Origin of the sequence: Blautia sp. BCRC 81119 (assembly GCF_003184505.1) — a bacterium.
GTDB lineage: Bacteria > Bacillota > Clostridia > Lachnospirales > Lachnospiraceae > Blautia_A > Blautia_A fusiformis.
The window spans coordinates 71,193-93,831 of sequence record NZ_QJHD01000007.1 but is presented as its reverse complement, the minus strand read 5'-3'; the positions used below and the strand labels follow the sequence as shown (position 1 = coordinate 93,831).

The window sequence follows — 22,639 nt, the reverse complement described above, 5'->3', positions numbered from 1 at the left end:
AAAATGGAAAAAAGGAATCTTACTTGTATCGGATGTCCTATGGGATGCGCCCTTCTGGTGGAAATGAATGGAAAAGAAATCATTTCCGTCACAGGAAATACCTGTAAAAAAGGTGCGGAATATGCAGTGAAGGAAGTGACAGATCCGACCAGGATCGTGACAACGACCGTGCGTGTGAAGAATGGAAGCATGCCGGTGGTGTCAGTAAAGACAGCACAGGATATTCCGAAAGGAAAGATTTTTGACTGTGTGGATGCGCTGCGGGATGTATGTGTGGAAGCGCCGGTTCAGATTGGGGACGTGATCCTGGAGAATGCAGCAGGTACAGGTGTGGATATCGTGGCTACAGGAAATGTGAAGCAGATCATACAGTGATCTGCAAAGGATATATATGGCGATCTGTATGCTTATAATATGTCAGCCCTCTGGCAGACAAAGCGAATAAAATAAACCTGAAAAGGCTTTTTTATCGCTTTGTTTGCCATGAAATAAAATGTACAAAATGCACAAAAGATATTAGCACTTAAAAGAATAATTAATTAAAAAATAACAAAAAAATGCACAAAAGTCGATAAAAAATGTTGAAAATAAATAAAAGCTATGATATAATCAGAAATATGAATTGGCAAAAATGCTCACAACGATGTAATGCATTGAATGGAGGATGATTAGAATGAAAGTATTTGGACATCGTGGTTTCAGCGGAGAATATCCGGAGAATACAATGCTGGCGTTTCAGAAGGCAGTGGAGGCTGGTTGCGAGGGGATCGAGCTTGATGTGCAGCTGACCAAGGATCTGGTTCCGGTGATCATGCACGATGAGAAGGTTGATCGTACCACAGATGGAAACGGGTATATCTATGATCTTACATATGCTGAGCTGTGTAAACTGGATTGCAGTTATCCGGATAAGTTTGCCGGAAAATTCGGCAGGCTTCAGATTCCGACTCTGAGAGAGTATTTGGAGTGGATGGCAGAGGAGGAAGATCTGATTACAAACATCGAGCTGAAGAACAGTGTTTATTATTATGGTGGTATGGAAGAGAAGGTCATTGATATGATCTGCGAATATGGTCTGGAGGATCGGATCATCCTTTCCTCTTTCAATAACGCATCCATTGTATTGTGCAGACAGAGTGATGAGACTATTGCAGGAGGCTTTCTGGTAGAGAAATATGTGGATAATGCAGGGGTTTATGCAAGAACCTGTGATGTGCAGTATTATCATCCGAATCTGGAATACCTGAAGGAAGAACATGTACGCAGCTGTTCCCAGAATGGGATCGGGGTGAATGTCTGGACTGTAAACGAGGAAGAGGATATGAGAAGGATGAAGAAATGGGGAGTAAACTCCATCATTACCAATTATCCGGACAGAGGAAGAGCAGTGGCAGACGAGGATTGAAACTGCGATGTAAAGGCGCTTTCTGTGAGGCACATACAGGAGGCAGGCTAAATTTGAAATCTCCGGCAGGAGGGGGTCCTGCTGCAGATCTATATAAGCAAAATAAAAAAACTATAATAATGTATATGGAGGAGTTTTACAATGGAGAAAGAAACAAGACCTTTTATTTCCTGGCAGCTTGCAGACGATTTTATGACTGCAGTATTTGAGAAAATGGGAGTTCCGACGGAGGATGCAAGACTTTGCGCTGATGTACTTCTGGAAAGTGACAGACGTGGAATCGAGAGCCATGGCTGCAACCGCTTTAAACCGATCTATATCGACCGTATCAAATCCGGAATCTTAAATCCTGTAACAAAGATCGATATTCTTAAAGAGACACCGACAACTGCAGTTCTTGATGCTAACGATGGTATGGGAATGGTAGCCAGCAAGAAGGCTATGGACATGTGTATCGAAAAAGCACATAAATACGGCATGGGTATGGTTGCAGTCCGTAACTCTTCCCATTATGGAATCGCAGGCTACTGGACAGGTCTCGCAGCAAAGGAGAATATGATCGGTATCAGCGGTACTAACGCAAGACCATCTGTTGCACCGACATTTGGTGTTGAGAATATGCTTGGAACCAACCCATTAACATTTAGTATGCCTACAGATGAGCCGTTCCCGTTTACACTGGACTGTGCAACATCTGTTATCCAGAATGGCAAGATCGAATACTACGCACGTATCAACCATGATACTCCTAAGGGTCTTGTTATTTCCAGAGAAGGAGAGGAGCTTACAGATAGTGCAGAGATCCTTAAGAAGATCAGAAGCCAGCAGGCAGCACTTGCTCCTCTCGGTGGATTTGGTGAGACAACCGGAGGATATAAGGGATACGGATACTCTACGGTTGTTGAGATCCTTTCCGCTGCTCTTCAGTCCGGTCTCTTCCTGAAAGCTCTGGATGGTAAGGATGAGGAAGGAAAGATCCGTCCATATCATCTTGGACATTTCTTTATTGCTATCGACACAGAGGCATTTATGGGTGCAGAGGCATTCAAGAAAACATGCGGTGATATCCTGAGAGACCTGAGAGGCTCCGAGAAGGCTCCTGGACAGGAACGTATCTACACAGCAGGCGAGAAGGAATATGATGTATGGATGTATCGTAAGGATAAGGGAGTTCCGGTGACAGAGGCAGTTCAGAAAGAGTTTATCGGACTTCGCGATGAATTCGGACTTACACAGTTCAAATTCCCGTTTGAGAAATAATGTATCTGCAGAAGGGAAGTCCATAGGGGCTTCCCTTCTTTTACCAGAGAAGAAGATTGTCTGAGAATTGTAATACAGCCGGAAATAAAACAGATATATTTGGCAAATGCGTCTGGTCTTTGAAGCAATAAACTGATACAATAAGAATAATATCTTCAAATAATGCGCGGAGATAAAATGATATTGTGTGAACATTGCGGAGGAAGAGAGAAGATGAACAAAGAATTTCTGGACGCGATCGAGGCGAACCCGATCATAGCGGCTGTAAAGGATGAGCAGGGGCTTCAGAACTGTTTGGGCAGGGAGGAGCTTACCGTGATCTTTATCCTGTATGGAGATATCCGTTCTATTGGGGGAATTGTGGAGCGGATCCACCAGGCGGGGAAGATCGCGATGGCACATATAGACCTGATCACAGGTTTAAGCTCAAAAGAGGTTTCTGTGGATTATATTTGTAAAAATATCCATGCAGATGGGATCATTTCAACAAAAGCATCCATGATCAACAGGGCGAAGAAGCTTGGAATGTATACAGTTCTGCGTTTTTTCCTTATTGATTCCATGGCGATCAAGAACATTGAGAATCTGGGAAATCAGCATGAGCAGCTGCCGGATGTGGTAGAGGTTCTGCCGGGGCTGATGCCGAAGATTCTTAAACAGATATGTAAAACAAGCAAGGTGCCTGTGATCGCAGGCGGTTTGATCTCCGATAAGGAGGACGTGATGGGAGCCCTGGGTGCGGGGGCAGCAGCGGTTTCCACTACAAATCAGAAGGTATGGGAATTATGAGGCTGCAGAGGCATTGAGCCGCAGCCAAGAAATGTATTGGAGGATTTTTATATGGCAAAATATGTTATGGCGCTGGATTCCGGAACGACCAGTAACCGCTGTATTCTTTTTGATGAAAGCGGAAGGATCCGCAGTGTGGCACAGAAGGAGTTTATCCAGCATTTTCCAAAACCGGGATGGGTAGAGCATGATGCAGGTGAGATCTGGTCCACACAGCTTTCTGTTGCCAGAGAGGCTATGAACCAGATTGAGGCAACGGCAGAGGATATTGCAGCGATCGGTATCACCAATCAGAGAGAGACCACCATTGTCTGGGATAAGAATACGGGACAGCCGGTTTATCATGCCATCGTATGGCAGTGCAGGAGAACCTCAGAATACTGCGACAGCCTGAAAGCAAAGGGACTGGAAGAAAAATTCCGTCAGAAAACAGGACTTGTTATTGATGCGTATTTTTCTGCCACCAAGGTAAAATGGATCCTGGATAATGTGGAGGGTGCCCGCGAAAGAGCAGAGAAGGGTGAGCTTCTGTTTGGTACCGTGGAGACCTGGCTGATCTGGAAGCTGACCAAGGGAGCTGTTCATGTAACAGATTATTCCAATGCGTCCAGAACCATGATGTTCAACATCAATACACTGGAGTGGGATGATGAGATCCTGGAGGAGCTTGATATTCCGAAATGCATGCTCCCGCAGGTAAAAGAGTCCAGTGAGATTTATGGTGAGACAGATCCGTCCTTTTTCGGTGGAAGGATCCCGGTAGCCGGTGCTGCCGGGGACCAGCAGGCGGCGCTGTTCGGACAGGCCTGCTTTGAGAAAGGTGAAACCAAGAATACATATGGAACCGGTGGCTTTCTTCTGATGAATGCAGGAGATAAACCGGTATTTTCCAATAACGGGCTGGTTACAACCATCGGATGGGGACTTAACGGAGAGATCACTTATGTTCTGGAGGGATCCGTATTTGTGGCTGGTGCTGCGATCCAGTGGCTTCGTGATGAGCTTCATCTGGTGGATTCCGCATCGGATACCGAGTATTTTGCGGGAAAGGTACCGGATGCAAACGGCTGCTACGTCGTGCCTGCATTTACAGGACTTGGAGCTCCTTACTGGGATCAGTATGCCCGTGGCACGATCGTGGGATTGACCCGTGGTGTAAATAAGTATCATATTGTGCGTGCGACTTTGGAATCACTTGCATATCAGGTCAATGATGTGCTGGAGGTTATGAAGGAAGATGCAGGAAGTGACCTTGCAGTTCTTCGTGTAGACGGCGGAGCAAGTGCAAACAATCTTCTCCTGCAGATCCAGGCCAATATCAGTAATGTGGCTGTAGAACGTCCGGAATGTATTGAGACAACTGCTCTTGGTGCCGCATATCTTGCAGGTCTTGCTGTGGGATTCTGGGAAAGCAAGGAGGCAGTACTGGAAAGCCGTGATGTGGAACGTATTTTCCGCACGGAGATCGATGATGAGAAGCGAAATGCCATGGTAAAAGGCTGGAGAGCTGCAGTAGGCTGCTCCAGAGACTGGATCAAAAAGATCCAGTAAAAGATAAAAAAGAAAAGTCATGCAGCGGGACCGGATGAAAATGTCCTGTGCATGGCTTTTTTGCGTTTCCGGAATGTCACAGACAGACCGGCATATAAGCGATCGCGGAACAGATCCGCCGGAGCTTACAGAGTGGTCAGATCGATCCTGTAATCGTCGGAACCCGTTCCGTCAGCAGTGTAGTAAGCTGCTCTTTCTTCTGCATTTACATAGATGTGGAGCTCTTTGCCTTTCAGGCCCTTTGCTTCTGCATCTTTCTTAACAGCTGCCTCAAGGTCGGCAACTGTGATGGATGTCTCAAAAATTTCAAGTGTGATGCCGCTGATCTTATGATTTTTTACAGTGTTCTTAACTTCTTCTACTACTTCTGGTGCCTTGGCTGCTACAGTCTCTGTTGCCTTTTTGACTGCTTTAACGGTTTTTTCAGCTGCAGGTGTTTTTTCAATCTTTTCTACAGTTGATTTCACGGTAGCTTTGGCCTTGGTGGTTGCGCTCTTCAGGTTGCTTGTTCTGCTGTTTCTTCTTTTTTCCATAATGGAACACTCCCTTCCACATATTTCGCTGACAGAACGGATCTGCCGGAATATGTACCTGTTTACAGTAGCATGAATCCGGTGGAAAGTCAAATTTTTGCTTGGGTGTTGCATTTCCGGCAGTTGTCGTATAAACTGGATTACAGAGAAAATCAGACAGGGGTACAGAGATTGAAGAATATTCAGGAAGATATTAAAACAGGAAAATTTAAGCAGGCATATCTCCTTTACGGTGAGGAAGCCTATCTGAAACAACAATATAAAAGAAATCTGGTGAAGGCTCTGAACCCGGACGATGATACCATGAATTTTACCAGATATGAGGGGAAGGGGATCGATGTCCGGGAGCTTTTGAGTCTTTGTGATACCATGCCCTTTTTTGCAGAGCGAAGAGTAGTCCTTCTTGAGGATACGGGATTCTTTAAGAACAAATGCGAGGAACTGGCAGATTATATGAAAGCTCTGCCTGATTATCTGTATCTAGTGTTCTGCGAGTCTGAAGTAGATAAAAGAAGCCGTATGTACAAGGCGGTAAAAGCCTGCGGCAGCATCGGGGAATTTAAACAGCAGGATGAAAAGACTCTTATGCGGTGGGCAGCAGGGATCCTTGGAAAAAATGGCCGCAGGATCACCCAGAGAGATGTGGAGCTTCTGCTGACCATGACGGGAACAGATATGGGAAATATAAGGATGGAGCTGGAAAAGCTGATCTCCTATACGGTCGGAAGAGATGTTGTGACGGCTGCAGATATCCAGGCTGTCTGTACCACGCAGACAACCAATAAGATCTTTGATATGGTGCGTGCGGTGACGGAGAAGAACCAGAAGCGGGCCCTGGATCTGTACTATGACCTTCTGACCCTTCGGGAACCGCCGATGCGGATATTGTTTCTTTTGGCGAAACAGTTTCGTCAGATCTGCCTGACCAAGAAAATGTCACAGGAGGGTCTTTCTCAGACCGAGATCGCTTCCAAACTGGGAGTACCCTCTTTTGTTGTGCGGAATCTGGCATCCTGTGCCAGATCCTACACTGTGGAAGAGCTGGAGAATGCTGTGCGGGATTTTGTGGATGCGGAAGAGGCGGTAAAGACAGGTACACTTGGAGATGTGCTCAGCGTGGAGCTTCTGATCGTGAAGTATAGCTCGGCGAGAGCAGTGAGAGCCTGAGTTTTACGGAGACGGGTTCTGCCACAGGGTCGCTCCGTTGTCCCTGAGCCATTTTTCGCAGGCTTTATACTCTGGCATCACAGATGCCACCACTGCATAAAAGGCAGGGGAATGATTCATTTCTTTTCTGTGGGAAAGTTCGTGTACTACAACATAATCCAGGACTTTTTCCGGGGCGAAGATCAGCCGCCAGTTGAAATTCAGGTTTCCTTCGCTGGTGCAGCTTCCCCAGCGGGTTTTTTGTTCCCGGATCGTGATACGGCCGTAGGTTACGCCCATTTTTCTGGCGTAGGCTGCGGTTTTTCTTTTGAATATTTTTCTGGCGGATTCCATATAATAACTGCGGCGGAATTCCGAAAGAGGCGGGTTTTCAGCCTGGGGCTGTGCCGGCCTGGAGGCAGAGTGGGAGAGGTGCTTCAGGATCCAGCTTTCTTTCTGGGAGAGAAAACGCTGGATGGTGGAATCTGGCATTGTGTGCGGAGCACGGACAGTCACCTGACCGGAAACGCTGACCTGGATCGCCAGGGTTTTCCGGCTACTGCGGATAATGCGGTAGGGAAAGGGATGAGATATCATAAAAAAACTCCTTTTGGTCAATACAGAAAGCTATATACAAAACAGAAATCTATATACAAAAAAGACAGTCGCTGACGGTTCGACTGTCTTTCCTTTTACTTATAAGCTTATAACTAAAATATTCCGTGGTCTATTACGCAATGCTGTTGACAGCTTTGGAAAGACGGGAAATTTTTCTGGCGCAGTTATTTTTGTGATAAACGCCCTTGGATGTAGCTTTGCTGATTGTGGAGATTGCGTCCTTAAGAGCAACCTCTGCAGCTGCCTTATCCTTATTCTCAACTGCTGTCTCAACTTTCTTGATGGAAGTCTTAACTGCAGAACGGATTGCTTTGTTTCTTGCAGCCTTAGTGCTGTTAACTAAGATTCTCTTCTTTGCGGATTTAATGTTAGCCAATTCGTACACCTCCGATTCCTTAAAAATATAATATTAAATTACATTCACAGGAACAGACACGGGCGCTCCTATGAAACATGCTTATATATATTATTATACGTGCACAGGAATGTCAAGATGTTTTTCGCAAAAATTCCAAAAAAATATGCAAAAAATACCAGATGCTGTGTGGAAAAGGGGAAATGATACATATTTATGGGAAAAAGGGGAAATAATAAAAGGGAAAACACCGGAAAAGCTGCAGGCAGCAGCGAAAAAGTCTTTGCAATCTTACAGAAAAAGAGGATGAGAGTATGGCTGGAAGGAGCAGAATCAGAACAGACCTGGCGCTGGAAGCAACGGAACGCTTTCAGGCGGAAAACGTAGAAGTACGTGGAGTAGAGATCAGGGAAAGATACGATGAGGAAAAGGATGTTCGGACTACCGTAGTGCGGATCACAACGGAAAATGGAGCCAGGACCATGGGAAAACCACAGGGGACCTATATTACCATTGAGGCACCGGATCTTTCCGTTCCGGATGAGGATTATCACAGGGAGATCTCGGAAGAGGTGGCACATCATTTGAGGGAGCTGATCGATCTCGGACGGCAGCAGTCGATCCTGGTGGTAGGCCTTGGAAATCAGGAGATTACTGCGGATTCCCTTGGCCCTCGTGCAGTTTCCAATCTTCATATGACAAGGCATGTGATCCGGGAATATGGGCTGAAGAGCAATGAACATATGAAAATGCATCAGATCAGCGGGATCGTTCCGGGTGTGATGGCACAGACCGGAATGGAAACTCTGGAAATTGTTCGGGGTGTTGTTTCTGAGACAAAGCCGGATTTGGTGATCGCCGTAGATGCGCTGGCGGCCAGAAGTACGACAAGACTTAACCGGACGATCCAGATCACGGATACCGGGATTAGTCCGGGCTCCGGCGTGGGGAATCACAGGGAAGGCCTGAATGAAGAAAATCTTTCGGTCCGTGTGATCGGGATCGGTGTTCCGACTGTGGTGGATGCGGCTACTATTGTCCATGATTCCATGGCAGAGCTTCTGGAGGCACTGGAGGAGGATGAGCAGAAGGAGTTTCTGGAAGAAATGATCTCACCGAAGCTTTACACCATGTTTGTAACACCAAAGGATGTGGATGAAACGGTACGATATTTAAGCTTTACCATTTCCGAGGGACTGAATCTGGCTTTTTCCGATAGTCTAATCGAAGAGGACAGGTCATAAAATACCATAAGAGGTGATCGTGGGTGACGAATATCCAGAGGGCTTTCTGCGTGGTTTTGAGCCTGATCTTCCTGGGGGTGGTGGCTGTCCTTCCGGGAGATTTTTTCAGGCATGGTGAGATCTACAGACAGCTGCCGCTGTATTGCTTTCTGGAAAAGAAAGCTCTGCAGAAGGAAAATGGCAGAGACCGGGAAACAGAGATGCTTTTGCAGGAAAAAAACGCAGAGCATCTGGGTGAAGAAGTGGAAGCAGAGAACCGAAAAGAGCAGGAGACGCTGCTGATGGCCGAGGCGGAAGAAGTGGAAAAGAAAGAAGCCCTTCAGAAGAAAGAAGAGCTTCAAAAGAAAAAAGAAATTCAAAAGAAAGAAGCGGAAGAGGCAGAAATGGCAGGGAAAAAATCCTCTGCCGGCAAAAAAAATGAAAAGGAGACTGTTAAGGGAAATACAGAACAGGAAGTTGCTGAGCCAGAAATTACAGAGCCAGGAGGTTCAGAACAGGAAGCTACGGAGCCGGGGGACACAGAACCGGAGACTCCTCCGTCAGAGGAGAACCAATCCGGTGAAAATACTGCGAAGGAACAGGAGACTGTGGCACTGCCACATCCGCAGATTGACTTGTCTCAGGCGAAACTGGCAGATTTTGACTATGTGATGAATCAGTTTTTTATATTGGATTCCAATACGGAAACGAATGCGCAGCAGATCAGTGCGCCCCGTTTTCTGAAGGAGGATCTGTCCGTTAAAAAGGATTCATCGGTACCCCAGATCCTGATCTATCATACCCATTCCCAGGAGGCTTTTGCAGATTCAAGAGAAGGACAGACTGAGGACACCATCGTAGGAGTGGGAGATCATCTTACTGAACTTCTGGAAAAAACATATGGATACCAGGTCATTCATATAACAGATGCCTTTGATATGATGGGAGGAACACTGGACAGGAGCAAGGCTTATGATTATGCTAGGGCATCCATAGAAAAAGTGTTGGAAGAAAATCCCACCATTGAAGTTGTGATCGACCTTCACAGAGATGGTGTGCCGGATGAGCGTCATCTGGTAACGCAGGTGAATGGAAAACCTACTGCTCAGCTGCTTTTTTATAATGGATTAAGCTATACAGTCAGTCAGGGGGCAGTGAGTTATCTGCCCAATCCTTACATAGAAGAGAATCTGGCATTTTCCTTTCAGCTAGAATATCAGGCGGCACAGTATTACCCCGATCTTTACCGGGGGATCTATCTGGCAGGTCTTCGCTATAATCTGCATCTTAAGCCACGGGCCCTGCTTCTGGAGGCCGGAGCACAGACAAATACCGTGGAGGAAGTCCGAAATGCCATGGAACCATTTGCAGATATCTTAAACAGAGTTCTGAAAGGCAGTGACAAAGAAGGCTGAAATATGATATGATAAAGAGCAGTATGGAAAAATATGCGTTCTGAACGCTTTATACGAGAGAAATTTAAGGAGGACTTCCTGAATGATAGACCAGAGTAAAATTCGGAATTTTTGTATCATTGCACATATCGACCATGGCAAGTCAACACTTGCGGACCGTATCATCGAGATGACGGGACTTCTTACCGAGAGGGAAATGCAGGCCCAGGTTCTGGATAACATGGACCTTGAGAGAGAACGAGGAATCACCATCAAATCCCAGGCGGTTCGTATTGTATACAAAGCCAAGGACGGAAATGAGTATATTTTTAACCTGATCGATACCCCGGGACATGTGGACTTTAACTATGAAGTTTCCCGAAGCCTTGCTGCCTGTGACGGAGCGATCCTTGTTGTGGATGCAGCACAGGGAATCGAAGCTCAGACACTTGCCAATGTATATATGGCACTGGACCATGATCTGGATGTGGTTCCGGTGATCAACAAGATCGACCTTCCAAGTGCGGATCCGGAGCGTGTTATCAATGAGATCGAGGATGTGATCGGAATCGAAGCGCAGGATGCACCGCAGATCTCCGCAAAAACAGGACTGAATGTAGACCAGGTCCTGGAGCAGATCGTCAATAAGGTCCCGGCGCCGGCGGGGGATGTGGATGCACCTCTGAAGGCTCTGATCTTCGACTCTGTTTATGACCCTTATAAGGGTGTTATCGTATTTTGCAGAGTGAAGGACGGACGTGTGAAAAAGGGCACGAGGATCCATATGATGGCGACCGGATTCACCACGGAGGTTGTGGAGGTTGGATATTTTGGAGCGGGTCAGTTTATCCCGTGTGACGAGCTGACAGCAGGTATGGTCGGATATATCACAGCCAGCATCAAGAATGTCCGTGATACCCGCGTGGGTGATACGGTAACGGATGCGGACAACCCCTGTGCAGAGGCACTTCCGGGATATAAGAAGGTAAACCCTATGGTTTATTGTGGCCTTTATCCGGCAGATGGTGCCAAGTACGGCGATCTCCGTGACGCGCTGGAGAAGCTTCAGCTCAACGATGCTTCCCTTTATTATGAACCGGAGACATCGGTCGCCCTTGGATTTGGTTTCCGCTGCGGCTTCCTGGGACTTCTTCATCTGGAGATCATCCAGGAGCGTCTGGAGAGAGAGTATAACCTGGATCTTGTAACTACAGCACCGAGTGTTATCTATAAGGTCTATAAAACCAATGGTGAGATCATCGAGCTGACCAATCCCACCAACCTTCCGGATCCTTCAGAGATCGAATACATGGAAGAGCCTATGGTGAAGGCGGAGATCATGGTAACCACAGAGTTCATTGGTGCGATCATGGATCTCTGCCAGGAGAGACGTGGTCAGTATGAAGGCATGGAATATATGGAAGAAACCCGTGCACTCCTGAAATACAGACTGCCGCTGAACGAGATCATTTATGATTTCTTTGATGCACTGAAATCACGTTCCAGAGGTTATGCATCCCTGGATTACGAACTGGACGGATATGAGAGAAGTGAGCTTGTGAAGCTGGATATCCTTGTGAATAAAGAAGAAGTGGATGCTCTTTCCTTTATCGTGCATGCAGATACTGCTTACGAGCGTGGAAGAAAGATGTGTGAGAAGCTGAAAGACGAGATCCCGAGACAGCTCTTTGAGATCCCGATCCAGGCAGCTATCGGAAGCAAGGTCATTGCCAGAGAGACGGTAAGAGCCATGCGTAAAGACGTACTTGCCAAGTGTTACGGTGGAGATATCTCCCGTAAGAAGAAGCTTCTGGAAAAACAGAAGGAAGGTAAGAAACGTATGCGTCAGGTAGGTAACGTGGAGATCCCGCAGAAGGCATTTATGAGTGTCCTGAAGCTGGATGATAAATAGGAGATGACTTTTTGAAAAAAAATATAAAAAAACTGTTTCTGGCAGCAGGACTTCTGGCTATAACAGGAGCTCTGCTTACCGGATGTGGTTCAAAGAAGAAAAATGCAGAAGAGGAAAGTGTGATCAAAATCAGTACAGCGCCGGAACCGACTGCCACTCCTGATCCGAAAACCGTAGATCCGGATGCAGTGACGAGCAATGGAAATCTGACAATGGTCAATGAGTACCTGGCAGAAAACGGCAGTGAGGCATTGGGGATCGATGGCGTGACACCGACACCGGCTGCTTCGGATGGAAGCACGGATAATGCGGATAGTGCCGGTGAAGATACAAGCTCCGATGAGGATAATGATACATCAGGTAGTGGTGGAGAGGAAGGAGCCATGGATGGAGAATGAGGCGAAAAAACCGCTGGAGCTCTATATCCATATTCCGTTTTGTGTAAAAAAATGCGATTACTGTGATTTCCTTTCCGGACCTGCCGGAAAAGAGAGGCAGCGTGAATATTTCCAGGCTCTGGAAAGGGAGATTGCCGCTGTTCCGGATTTTTCGGACAGGGAGATCACCACAGTTTTTATCGGCGGAGGAACACCTTCCGTGCCGGATCCGTCTCTTGTTGGAGAGATGCTGGATCAGATCAGAAATAAGTTTTTTGTGGCCCCGGATGCTGAGATCACCATCGAAGCAAATCCGGGGACTTTATATAAAGAAAAACTTCAGATATATCTGGAACACGGGATCAACCGGCTGAGTCTGGGGCTTCAGTCCCCGCAGAATCGGGAATTAAAGATCCTTGGAAGGATCCATACGTGGGAAGAGTTTCAGGAGAGCTTTTTTATGGCAAGGGATGCAGGCTTTTCCAACATCAATATCGATCTGATGAGTGCCATTCCGGAACAGACCTATGCAGACTGGGAAAAAAATCTCCGCACGGTGGCAGGGCTTTCGCCAGAACATATTTCCGCCTATAGTCTGATCATTGAGGAAGGCACTCCTTTCGGGGAGAGAAAGCTGAAATTGCCGGATGAGGATACGGAGTACCGTATGTATGAGAATACGGCAGGGATCCTGGAGGAATATGGGTTTCATCAGTACGAGATCTCCAATTATGCGAAAGGCGGACGGGAATGCCGTCATAATAAGGGATACTGGCAGAGGATCGATTATCTGGGACTGGGACTTGGGGCGTCTTCACTTCTGGAGCATATGCGTTTTTCCAATACTGCGGATATGAAGGAATATATTGGAAACAGTGCGTTTCCGGATAAGATCCGCCAGAATATGGAAAGCCTTACAGAGGCAGATGAGATGGCTGAGTTTATGTTTCTGGGGCTTCGGATGACAGAGGGCGTTTCAATGGAAGCGTTTGCGAAATATTTCGGAAAAAATATGGAAAACGTTTACGGAGAGGTCCTGAAAAAACATCTGGAGATCGGAATGCTGGAACAAAAAGGAGACAGGATATATCTTTCGAGAAAGGGAATCCATGTGAGCAATGGAGTGATGGCGGATTTTCTGCTGTAGAAAAATTTGTCGATTTTTTCACCTTGACGAACGGATGTTCTGGCAGTATACTGATAAAAAATCAGAAGTTTTACAGCGGAATAAGAGAGGTAGATTCTGCTGTTGAGAAGAATACCGGAGTATTTTTTATGACCGGACAGAGTAGGAGGCTTTCATGTCAGCAGAAGCAAACGATAAGAAGCGTTTTATCAGGATACGCGGAGCCAATGAGAATAATCTTAAGAATCTTAGCGTCGATATTCCCAGAGACCAGTTTGTGGTACTTACCGGACTCAGCGGCTCCGGTAAGTCATCTCTTGCATTTGATACCATTTATGCAGAGGGACAGAGACGTTATATGGAGTCACTTTCTTCCTATGCGAGGCAGTTCCTGGGACAGATGGAGAAACCGGATGTGGAGAGTATCGAGGGCCTTCCGCCGGCAATCTCCATTGATCAGAAGTCAACGAACCGGAATCCCCGTTCTACAGTGGGTACGGTAACGGAGATCTACGATTATTTCCGACTTCTGTATGCCCGTGTGGGAATCCCGCACTGTCCCAAATGTGGAAGGGAAATCCGCAAACAGACGGTAGATCAGATGGTGGATCAGATCATGACGCTTCCGGAACGCCAGAAGATCCAGCTTCTTGCACCGGTAGTGCGGGGCCGCAAGGGAACCCATGTTAAACTTCTGGATCAGGCCAGAAGAAGCGGATATGTGAGAGTGCAGATTGACGGAAATCTCTATGAGCTTTCTGAGGAGATCAAGCTGGATAAGAATATCAAACATAACATTGAGATCGTTGTGGATCGACTTATTGTGAAACCGGGAATAGAGAAGCGTCTTTCCGATTCTATTGAAACCGTGCTGGATCTGGCGGATGGTCTGCTGGTAGTAGACACTATGGACGGGAAGCTTCTGAATTTCAGTCAGAGTTTTTCCTGTCCGGATTGCGGCATCAGCATTGATGAGATCGAACCCAGGAGCTTTTCCTTTAATAATCCATTTGGTGCCTGCCCGCAGTGTCTGGGTCTTGGATATAAGATGGAATTTGATATCGATCTGATGATTCCGGATAAGAAACGGAGTATCAATGAAGGGGCTATCGCTGTTCTCGGATGGCAGTCCTGTACTACGCAGGGAAGTTTTTCCAGAGCAATCCTGGATGCCCTGGCAAGGGAATATGAATTTTCTCTGGATACACCTTTCTGCGAGTATCCGAAGAAGGTACAGGATATCCTCATCCATGGTACCGGCGGTCATTCTGTGAAGGTTTATTATAAAGGACAGCGGGGAGAGGGCGTTTACGATGTGGCGTTCCCGGGACTGATTCGCAATGTGGAGCAGAGATACCGTGAAACCGGTTCCGAGGCCATGAAGCAGGAATACGAGAGCTTTATGCGGATTACTCCGTGCACCACATGTAAGGGACAGAGGCTGAAGAAGGAGTCACTGGCAGTGACCGTGGCGGATAAGAATATTTATGAAGTGACCAATATGCCGGTACAGAAGCTGCAGGGCTTTTTCCGCGATCTGAAGCTTTCAAAGCAGCAGGAGCTTATTGGAAGACAGATCCTGAAGGAAATCCGCGCCAGGGTTGGATTTCTGGCAGAGGTTGGCCTGGAGTATCTTTCACTTGGAAGAGCTACCGGAACCCTTTCCGGCGGAGAAGCTCAGAGGATCCGTCTTGCCACACAGATCGGATCCGGGCTTGTGGGGGTTGCATATATCCTGGATGAGCCGAGTATCGGGCTTCACCAGAGAGATAATGACAAGCTTCTGGGGGCACTGATGCGTCTCCGTGATCTTGGCAACAGTCTGATCGTGGTGGAGCATGATGAAGATACCATGCGTGCTGCAGACTGTGTCATCGATATCGGCCCCGGAGCCGGAGAACATGGCGGACAACTGGTCGCAATGGGGACAGCTGAGGATCTGATGAAAAATGAGCAGTCTGTGACAGGAGCTTATTTAAGCGGAAGGCTGAAGATCCCGGTACCGGAAGTGAGGAAGGAACCAACCGGATTTCTTCATATAAAGGGTGCGGCAGAGAACAACCTGAAGCATATCGACGTAGATATTCCTCTGGGAGTGATGACCTGTATCACAGGTGTTTCCGGCTCCGGTAAGAGCTCTCTGATCAATGAAATCCTGTACAAGAGACTTGCCAGAGACTTGAACCGTGCCAGAGTGATCCCCGGGAAACATGATGACATCCTGGGTATCGATCAGCTGGATAAGGTGATCAATATCGACCAGTCCCCGATCGGAAGAACTCCCCGTTCCAATCCTGCCACATATACCGGAGTTTTTGACCAGATCCGTGATCTTTTTGCAGCCACCGCAGATGCCAAGGCAAAGGGCTACAAGAAAGGCCGTTTCAGTTTTAATGTCAAGGGCGGACGGTGCGAGGCCTGCAGCGGTGACGGAATCATCAAGATCGAGATGCATTTTCTTCCGGATGTATATGTGCCTTGCGAAGTCTGCAAGGGCAAACGCTACAATCGTGAGACTCTGGAAGTGAAGTATAAGGGCAAGAGCATTTATGATGTATTGAATATGACTGTGGAAGAAGCACTGACATTTTTTGAGAATGTACCGTCGATCCGGAGAAAGATCGAGACCTTGTATGATGTAGGGCTTTCCTATATCCGTCTGGGTCAGCCCTCCACCACTCTTTCCGGAGGAGAAGCACAGCGTATCAAGCTTGCCACAGAACTCAGCAAGCGCAGTACCGGAAAGACGATCTATATCCTGGATGAGCCTACCACAGGACTGCACTTTGCGGATGTCCACAAGCTGATCGAGATCCTGCGCCGTCTGTCTGAAGGAGGAAACACCGTTGTGGTCATTGAGCACAATCTGGATGTGATCAAGACGGCAGATCATATTATTGATATCGGACCGGAAGGCGGTGACAGAGGCGGAACGGTAATTGCCAGAGGAACTCCGGAGGAAGTAGCAGAGAATCCGGTTTCCTACACCGGTAAATATGTGAAAAAATATCTGGAACAGAAATAACCGGTAAAAGTTCTTTTCAATTTCTGTGGTTTTGTATATAATGAAGTGCGGGAACGTTCCGGCACAGACCGGAACAGAATAAGTCATAAATGCGTCAGCATACAGAATGCGTATGACGCAGGCGGGAGGATTTATGCCGGCAAAGGATATTGGAATCGATCTGGGAACCAGAAACAGTCTGGTGTTTTCCACAGGCAAGGGAATCGTTTTAAGAGAGCCCTCTGTGGTTGTTTATGATAAAGATACAGAGAAGATCAGAGCAATCGGTGAGGAAGCCAGACAGATGGCAAGCCATCTGACTTCCAATATGGAAGTGATCTGGCCAATCCGAAGAGGTGTGATCGTAGATTATAATGTAATGGAAAAGATGCTGAAATATTTTATTTCACAGGCTATGGGACGGAGAGCGTTCCGGAAGCCGAGAGTCAGCATCAGTGTTCCGAGCGGGATCACAGAGATTGAGCGTAAAGCAATTGAGGAAGCTGCCTATCAGTCAGGAGCCAGGGAAGTTTTTCTTGTGGATGAGCCCATTGCTGCTGCTATCGGGGCAGGTGTAGACATTACCAAGCCATTTGGCAATCTGATCGTGGACATCGGTGCAGGGACCACGGATGTTGCGGTCGTATCCGTAGGAGGTGTGGTTGTTTCCGCATCTGTGAAGGTTGCAGGAGATAATTTTGATCATGCGATCATGAATTATGTACGTGAGAAGCACAGCCTCTTTATCGGGGAGGATGCAGCGGAGAATATCAAGATCAAGATCGGAACAGCCAGTGAAGAAGCGGATCTTCGCACGATGGAGGTCAAGGGCAGAAATATCATCACAGGACTTCCGAAGGTGGCAACACTGACTTCTGAGGAGATCCGGACCGCTTTGCGGGAAACGACCGGACAGATCGTAGAGACAGTCCATGGCGTTCTTGAGAAAACACCGCCGGAGCTGGCGGCAGATATCATGGACCGAGGAATCGTTCTTACAGGCGGAGGTGCCATGCTGCATGGAATGGATGCATTGATCGAGCAGAAAACAGGAGTCAGCACATTGACTGTGCAGGATGCAATGCTTGTAGTGGCTGCCGGAACAGGAAAATATGCGGAAATCATGTCAAGGATGTAAACCGTTATGAGTCGTCTGGACGGCACAGGGTCAGAGAAGAGACTGCCGCAGGAAACTCATACAGATAAGGCGCTGCAGCTGCAGTGCCTTTTGCTGTTATCAGAGGTTTACAGATGGAGAAAAAAATGAGTGAGACAGTTACAGGATATATAGATCATGTGATCTTCCGAAATGAAGATAATGGATATACGGTCATGGTACTGAAAGGGATGGAAGAGGAACGGGAACTGACCTGTGTGGGGACATTTCCTGCGATCACCCAGGGGGCTGCCATTGAAGCTTCCGGAAATTATACAACACATCCGGTGTATGGCAAGCAGTTTCAGATAGCCTCCTACGTAGAAAAAATGCCGGAGGATGCACTGGCCATGGAGCGTTATCTGGGTTCCGGTGCGATCAAGGGGATCGGAGCGGCACTGGCAGCCAGGATCGTACGTCGTTTCGGTGATGATACTATGCGTATTGTAGAGGAAGAGCCGGAGCGGCTGGCTGAGATCAAGGGAATCAGCGAAAAAAAGGCCATGGAGATCGCAGAACAGATGACGGAGAAAGCAGATATGCGCCGCGCTATGATCTTTCTCCAGAAATACGGGATATCACTGAATCTCGGCGCAAAGATCTATCAGAAATATGGGCAGACTGTATATGGAGTCCTGCAGGAGAATCCGTATCGCCTTGCAGAGGATATCAGTGGTGTGGGATTCCGTATCGCAGATGAGATCGCTTCCCGGATCGGGATCCATACAGATTCAGATTACAGGATAAGAAGCGGAATGTTGTATACTCTCCTACAGGCTTCAGGAGAAGGCCATATCTATCTCCCGAAGGAGGAACTTTTTTCCAGGGCATCCGGACTTTTGGGAGTAGATTCCTCCTACATGGAAAAACATCTCATGGATATGGTAGTAGACCGGAAACTGATCCTGAAAGAAACAGAAGACGGTGCAGTTGTCTATCCCACACGATATTATTATCTTGAGCTGAATTCAGCCAGAATGCTCTGTGAGCTGAACATCCTCTGCCCGGAAGATGAGGAGATGATGGAGAAACGGATCAACAGGATCGAAAAGGAGACAGGAACCCGGTTAGATGAAATGCAGAAACAGGCAGTGGCGGCAGCTGCCAGTCATGGTCTGTTCATTCTGACCGGCGGGCCGGGAACCGGAAAGACTACAACGATCAATGCGATTATCCGTTATTTTGAAGAGGAAGGCGCTGAGCTGCGGCTTGCAGCTCCCACCGGCCGTGCAGCCAAGCGAATGACAGAGGCTACCGGATACGAGGCTCAGACGATCCACAGACTTCTGGAGCTGAATGGAATGCCGGAGGAAGAGCAGGAAGGCCGTGCAGTTCATTTTGACAGGAATTCGGAGAATCCGCTGGAAGCGGATGTGATCATCATTGATGAGATGTCCATGGTAGATATCGCACTGATGCATTCATTGCTTCTTGCAGTGACAGCAGGGACCAGACTGATCCTGGTAGGTGATGAAAATCAGCTTCCCAGTGTAGGCCCGGGAAATGTTCTGAGGGATATTATCCGCAGCGGCTGTTTTCCGGTAGTAGAGTTGAAAAAGATTTTCCGCCAGGCATCTGAAAGTGATATTGTGGTGAATGCACATAAGATCAACCGGGGCGAGCAGGTGACCATCAATAACAAGAGCCGGGATTTCTTTTTTCTGAAAAGATATGACGCGGACATCATTATCCGTGTGGTGATCGCACTGATCCAGGAGAAGCTTCCGCGTTATGTAGATGCAAAGCCCTATGAGATCCAGGTGCTCACGCCTATGCGTAAGGGACTTTTAGGTGTGGAGCGGCTGAACCAGATACTTCAGAGATATCTGAACCCGCCGGATGAAAAGAAAAAGGAGAAAGAGATCGGACAGCGCCTTTTCCGTGAAGGGGATAAGGTGATGCAGGTGAAGAACAATTACCAGCTGGAGTGGGAAATCCTTGGACGATACAAGATTCCTGTGGATAAAGGTGTGGGCGTGTTTAATGGAGATACCGGTATTATGACGGAGATCAATGAATTTGCGGAAACGGCCACCGTGGAATTTGAGGATGGCAGACAGGCAGAATATTCCTTCAAACAGCTTGAGGAACTGGAACTTGCCTATGCAGTGACCATACATAAGTCCCAGGGCTCAGAATATCCGGCAGTGATCCTTCCGATCCTTTCCGGACCAAGGATGCTGATGAATCGGAATCTTCTGTATACAGCAGTGACCAGAGCCAGAAAATGTGTTACCGTAGTAGGCAGCGAGACCACTTTTGCGGAGATGATCCGTAATGAAAAACAGCAGCAGAGATACAGCTCTCTGGACAGACGGATCCGGGAGCTGGATGAATCTGAACAGAAGGAGAGCGCCATCGGGGAGAAAGGACTTTCTTGAAAAAAACAGCAGATTTTTTACTGGACATGCTTTACCCGAAAAAATGCCCGCTGTGTCATCAGATACTGAAAGAAAAAGACCGGCTGATCTGTCCGGAGTGTTCCGGAAAGGTCAGGCCTATATCCGGTCCCAGGTGTATGAAATGCGGAAGACCGGTAAAAATGGAAGAGGAATACTGTGAAGATTGCCGCAAGGGTGCCCATCATTTTACGGAGGGCAGAAGTATTTTCTGGTACGGAGAGGTCTGGAGACAGTCTCTGGTACGATTTAAGTATTACGGATGTCGGGAATATGGGGATTTTTATGCAAAGGCAATGAGCGTCTTCGGAAAAAAATATCTGGAACGGTGGAAGCCTGATCTGATCGTTCCCGTTCCTCTGCATCCCAGAAAAAAAAGGATGAGAGGTTTTAACCAGGCAGCATATCTGGCAGAAAGGCTCAGTGTTCTTACGGGGATCCCATGGAATGAGCATCTGGTAAAGAAGATACGAAGCACAAGATCTCAGAAAAAACTTAATGCCATACAGAGGCGTCAGAACCTGAAAAATGCATATCAGGTAACCGAAAAGATCCCGGGTTTTTCTGTACTTGTGGTGGATGATGTATACACAACAGGAAGTACGGCAGATGCCATGGCAATGTGTCTTCTTGAGGCCGGTGCAGAGAAAGTTTATTTTCTGACAATATGCGCAGGAAGGGCATGAAACAGCCGAAAAAACACTTTTCATAGGTATGGAACTATGCTACAATAAATTTGATTGCAGTTAAACAGTATAACTGTATGGAAAGCGTAATGCAGATCATATATCGGGGATTTTCCTGATAAAGAAAGCTTATGAGGAGTTATTTTTATGGTAAATGAAGAAAAAGTGAAGATCATGAACCGTCTGGCCATGTATGAGCATGGAGAAGGCAGGAAGTATCTTCCGGTGAGCAGATATTATCGAAGTGATTATATTGGACTTGCACTGATCAGAAACTTTTTTCTGGTAACGATCGGATATATATTGGGACTTGCAGGCGTTGCCGCATATTTCAGCGAATATCTTATGGATAATGTGAATAAGATTAATCTGGTCGAGGTTGGGATCTATATCATCGTCGGTTATCTGATCGTGCTTGTTGTATATTCGATACTGACCTACATCCAGTATTCTGTGAAATATTTCCGGGCAAAAAAAAGTGTCAGGGAATATTATCAGGATCTTACAAGACTGGAAAAAATCTACGGGCGGGAGGAAAAAAGAAATCCGGTCCGGAGAAATGCAGGAGGACATAGAAAATGACAGCTTTACTTGAGATCAAACAGAATATCAAAAGATTTTACGGACAATATGAAGTATATATACTGCCGGTCCTGAAGTTTGTTCTGGCATTTGCCTATTTTCTCTGGATCAACAGCAATATGGGCTACATGAAACAGCTGGATAATATTTTTGTTGTCCTGATCCTGGCGCTTGTATGTTCGATCCTTCCGGTTTCCGTGATGATGTTTCTGGGATTTGCGTTGATGATCGGGCACTGTTATGCAGTCGGGATCGAAACGGCAGGATTTATGCTGCTTCTTATTCTGTTTATGCTGATCCTGTTCCTAAGATTCAGCAGGTCACAGAATCTTGCAATGATCCTTACACCACTTTCCTTCGGATTTGGTGTTCCTGCACTTATGCCGATCGGAGCAGGCCTGCTGGGTAGTGCATTGTCAGCGCTTCCGGCCGGATGCGGTGTTGTGATCTATTATTTTATACGGTTTGTACATGCACAGTCGGCGGCACTCAGTGATCCTGCCGCAGAGATCACAGAAAAACTGAAGCTGATCTCTGACGGACTTGTCCACAACTGGGCAATGTGGATCACGGTGATCGCGTTTGTGGTAGTGATCCTGTTTGTGAACCTTCTGAGAACACGGGCGTTTGATTATGCATGGAGGATCGCTGTCATTGCCGGCGGCGTGATCTATATCCTGGTTATCCTTGCCGGAGATTTCTGCATTAGTATTACGGTAGCCATGGTGCCGATGATCCTGTCCACAGTGATCTCCGTACTGGCAGGATTTGTTCTGGAGTTCTTTGTTTTTGGCGGAGATTACAGCAGAACAGAACGTCTGGAATATGAGGATGATGAGTACTATTACTACGTAAAAGCCGTTCCGAAGGCAACGGTCGCCACTTCTGAGAGAAGCATCAAAAAGATCAATGCGGAGCCGGTAAAAGAAGAAAAAAAAGAAGACAATGTTGTGTCTTTCAGTGATGATGTATTTCCTGAGAAGAACGAAATGCATACAGTAAAGATGCCGGATATGGTTTCCGAAAATACAGTAAGTGAGAAACCGCAGGGATTGGACAAGATCGATTTCGAAAAACAGCTGGAGGAATCGCTGAAGGATCTTTAAACAGGAACGATTGGAAT

The 22,639-nt window shown here is 47.0% G+C and carries 21 protein-coding genes; 18 read left to right on the top strand and 3 right to left on the bottom strand.

Features of this window, described 5'->3' with window-relative positions; all coding sequences use genetic code 11:
- Positions 1-3: 3 nt before the first annotated feature.
- The 5 genes from DMI82_RS06095 to glpK all read left to right on the top strand — a co-directional run bounded on the left by DMI82_RS06095 (position 4) and on the right by glpK (position 5,005).
- Complete coding sequence (locus DMI82_RS06095) at positions 4-375, top strand: DUF1667 domain-containing protein (protein WP_022426946.1); 372 nt, start codon at positions 4-6, stop codon at positions 373-375.
- A gap of 298 nt (positions 376-673) precedes the next feature.
- Positions 674-1,405, top strand: coding sequence for a glycerophosphodiester phosphodiesterase (locus tag DMI82_RS06090; RefSeq protein WP_021976755.1), 732 nt, complete (start codon positions 674-676; stop codon positions 1,403-1,405).
- Between the two features lie 141 nt (positions 1,406-1,546).
- The gene (locus DMI82_RS06085) at positions 1,547-2,665 is read left to right on the top strand and encodes an Ldh family oxidoreductase (RefSeq protein WP_015527445.1); all 1,119 of its coding nucleotides are present in this window, start codon (positions 1,547-1,549) and stop codon (positions 2,663-2,665) included.
- Positions 2,666-2,878: 213 nt separating this feature from the next.
- Positions 2,879-3,454 carry a glycerol-3-phosphate responsive antiterminator gene (locus DMI82_RS06080; RefSeq protein WP_015527444.1) on the top strand — a complete coding sequence of 192 codons (576 nt, stop codon included), beginning with the start codon at positions 2,879-2,881 and terminating at the stop codon, positions 3,452-3,454.
- Positions 3,455-3,505: 51 nt separating this feature from the next.
- Positions 3,506-5,005: a glycerol kinase GlpK gene (gene glpK / locus DMI82_RS06075; RefSeq protein WP_022426947.1), complete on the top strand. Its 1,500-nt coding sequence runs from the start codon at positions 3,506-3,508 to the stop codon at positions 5,003-5,005.
- 125 nt (positions 5,006-5,130) lie between these two features.
- Here glpK and DMI82_RS06070 read toward each other — a convergent pair whose 3' ends face one another.
- Entirely contained in the window at positions 5,131-5,538 is a 408-nt protein-coding gene (locus DMI82_RS06070) for a DUF6465 family protein (protein WP_022426948.1), read from the bottom strand.
- A 171-nt stretch (positions 5,539-5,709) separates the two neighbouring features.
- Here DMI82_RS06070 and holA point away from each other — a divergent pair, with 171 nt between their 5' ends.
- The gene (holA, locus tag DMI82_RS06065) at positions 5,710-6,705 is read left to right on the top strand and encodes a DNA polymerase III subunit delta (protein ID WP_022426949.1); all 996 of its coding nucleotides are present in this window, start codon (positions 5,710-5,712) and stop codon (positions 6,703-6,705) included.
- 3 nt (positions 6,706-6,708) lie between these two features.
- Here holA and DMI82_RS06060 read toward each other — a convergent pair whose 3' ends face one another.
- Positions 6,709-7,281, bottom strand: coding sequence for a M48 family metallopeptidase (locus DMI82_RS06060; protein WP_022426950.1), 573 nt, complete (start codon positions 7,279-7,281; stop codon positions 6,709-6,711).
- A gap of 133 nt (positions 7,282-7,414) precedes the next feature.
- Positions 7,415-7,678: a 30S ribosomal protein S20 gene (rpsT, locus tag DMI82_RS06055; RefSeq protein ID WP_022426951.1), complete on the bottom strand. Its 264-nt coding sequence runs from the start codon at positions 7,676-7,678 to the stop codon at positions 7,415-7,417.
- A gap of 70 nt (positions 7,679-7,748) precedes the next feature.
- On the opposite strand from rpsT, the gene DMI82_RS19630 reads away from it, so the two are divergent.
- The 12 genes from DMI82_RS19630 (at position 7,749) to DMI82_RS06000 (ending at position 22,622) form a co-directional block, all read left to right on the top strand.
- Positions 7,749-7,967 (top strand): hypothetical protein, encoded by a 219-nt coding sequence (locus tag DMI82_RS19630; RefSeq protein ID WP_015527439.1) that lies wholly within the window; start codon positions 7,749-7,751, stop codon positions 7,965-7,967.
- A 4-nt stretch (positions 7,968-7,971) separates the two neighbouring features.
- The gene (gene gpr / locus DMI82_RS06050) at positions 7,972-8,901 is read left to right on the top strand and encodes a GPR endopeptidase (protein ID WP_015527438.1); all 930 of its coding nucleotides are present in this window, start codon (positions 7,972-7,974) and stop codon (positions 8,899-8,901) included.
- A gap of 23 nt (positions 8,902-8,924) precedes the next feature.
- Positions 8,925-10,295, top strand: coding sequence for a stage II sporulation protein P (locus DMI82_RS06045; RefSeq protein ID WP_022426952.1), 1,371 nt, complete (start codon positions 8,925-8,927; stop codon positions 10,293-10,295).
- A gap of 82 nt (positions 10,296-10,377) precedes the next feature.
- Positions 10,378-12,186: a translation elongation factor 4 gene (gene lepA / locus DMI82_RS06040; RefSeq protein WP_021651884.1), complete on the top strand. Its 1,809-nt coding sequence runs from the start codon at positions 10,378-10,380 to the stop codon at positions 12,184-12,186.
- Between the two features lie 11 nt (positions 12,187-12,197).
- Entirely contained in the window at positions 12,198-12,584 is a 387-nt protein-coding gene (locus tag DMI82_RS06035) for a hypothetical protein (RefSeq protein ID WP_021651885.1), read from the top strand.
- Positions 12,574-13,710: a radical SAM family heme chaperone HemW gene (hemW, locus tag DMI82_RS06030; protein WP_110102817.1), complete on the top strand. Its 1,137-nt coding sequence runs from the start codon at positions 12,574-12,576 to the stop codon at positions 13,708-13,710. The genes DMI82_RS06035 and hemW overlap by 11 nt, the downstream gene beginning before the upstream one ends.
- A gap of 154 nt (positions 13,711-13,864) precedes the next feature.
- Positions 13,865-16,714, top strand: coding sequence for an excinuclease ABC subunit UvrA (gene uvrA, locus DMI82_RS06025; protein WP_110102816.1), 2,850 nt, complete (start codon positions 13,865-13,867; stop codon positions 16,712-16,714).
- Positions 16,715-16,847: 133 nt separating this feature from the next.
- Complete coding sequence (locus DMI82_RS06020) at positions 16,848-17,831, top strand: rod shape-determining protein (protein ID WP_022426956.1); 984 nt, start codon at positions 16,848-16,850, stop codon at positions 17,829-17,831.
- Positions 17,832-17,956: 125 nt separating this feature from the next.
- The gene (gene recD2, locus DMI82_RS06015; protein ID WP_015527431.1) at positions 17,957-20,230 is read left to right on the top strand and encodes an SF1B family DNA helicase RecD2; all 2,274 of its coding nucleotides are present in this window, start codon (positions 17,957-17,959) and stop codon (positions 20,228-20,230) included.
- Positions 20,227-20,934, top strand: coding sequence for a ComF family protein (locus DMI82_RS06010; RefSeq protein WP_021651891.1), 708 nt, complete (start codon positions 20,227-20,229; stop codon positions 20,932-20,934). The genes recD2 and DMI82_RS06010 overlap by 4 nt, the downstream gene beginning before the upstream one ends.
- 147 nt (positions 20,935-21,081) lie before the next feature.
- On the top strand, positions 21,082-21,516 hold the full coding sequence (locus tag DMI82_RS06005) for a hypothetical protein (RefSeq protein ID WP_015527429.1): 435 nt from the start codon (positions 21,082-21,084) through the stop codon (positions 21,514-21,516).
- The gene (locus tag DMI82_RS06000; RefSeq protein WP_110102815.1) at positions 21,513-22,622 is read left to right on the top strand and encodes a hypothetical protein; all 1,110 of its coding nucleotides are present in this window, start codon (positions 21,513-21,515) and stop codon (positions 22,620-22,622) included. The genes DMI82_RS06005 and DMI82_RS06000 overlap by 4 nt, the downstream gene beginning before the upstream one ends.
- Positions 22,623-22,639 lie beyond the last annotated feature (17 nt).

Excerpts from the sequence above, each read along its gene's own strand:
- DMI82_RS06095 (WP_022426946.1), top strand. The coding sequence starts at position 4 with ATGGAAAAAAGGAATCTTACTTGTATCGGATGTCCTATGGGATGCGCC.
- DMI82_RS06090 (WP_021976755.1), top strand. The coding sequence starts at position 674 with ATGAAAGTATTTGGACATCGTGGTTTCAGCGGAGAATATCCGGAGAAT.
- DMI82_RS06085 (WP_015527445.1), top strand. The coding sequence starts at position 1,547 with ATGGAGAAAGAAACAAGACCTTTTATTTCCTGGCAGCTTGCAGACGAT.
- DMI82_RS06080 (WP_015527444.1), top strand. The coding sequence starts at position 2,879 with ATGAACAAAGAATTTCTGGACGCGATCGAGGCGAACCCGATCATAGCG.
- glpK (WP_022426947.1), top strand. The coding sequence starts at position 3,506 with ATGGCAAAATATGTTATGGCGCTGGATTCCGGAACGACCAGTAACCGC.
- DMI82_RS06070 (WP_022426948.1), bottom strand. The coding sequence starts at position 5,538 with ATGGAAAAAAGAAGAAACAGCAGAACAAGCAACCTGAAGAGCGCAACC.
- DMI82_RS06060 (WP_022426950.1), bottom strand. The coding sequence starts at position 7,281 with ATGATATCTCATCCCTTTCCCTACCGCATTATCCGCAGTAGCCGGAAA.
- DMI82_RS19630 (WP_015527439.1), top strand. The coding sequence starts at position 7,749 with ATGAAACATGCTTATATATATTATTATACGTGCACAGGAATGTCAAGA.
- gpr (WP_015527438.1), top strand. The coding sequence starts at position 7,972 with ATGGCTGGAAGGAGCAGAATCAGAACAGACCTGGCGCTGGAAGCAACG.
- lepA (WP_021651884.1), top strand. The coding sequence starts at position 10,378 with ATGATAGACCAGAGTAAAATTCGGAATTTTTGTATCATTGCACATATC.
- hemW (WP_110102817.1), top strand. The coding sequence starts at position 12,574 with ATGGAGAATGAGGCGAAAAAACCGCTGGAGCTCTATATCCATATTCCG.
- uvrA (WP_110102816.1), top strand. The coding sequence starts at position 13,865 with ATGTCAGCAGAAGCAAACGATAAGAAGCGTTTTATCAGGATACGCGGA.
- DMI82_RS06020 (WP_022426956.1), top strand. The coding sequence starts at position 16,848 with ATGCCGGCAAAGGATATTGGAATCGATCTGGGAACCAGAAACAGTCTG.
- recD2 (WP_015527431.1), top strand. The coding sequence starts at position 17,957 with ATGAGTGAGACAGTTACAGGATATATAGATCATGTGATCTTCCGAAAT.
- DMI82_RS06005 (WP_015527429.1), top strand. The coding sequence starts at position 21,082 with ATGGTAAATGAAGAAAAAGTGAAGATCATGAACCGTCTGGCCATGTAT.
- DMI82_RS06000 (WP_110102815.1), top strand. The coding sequence starts at position 21,513 with ATGACAGCTTTACTTGAGATCAAACAGAATATCAAAAGATTTTACGGA.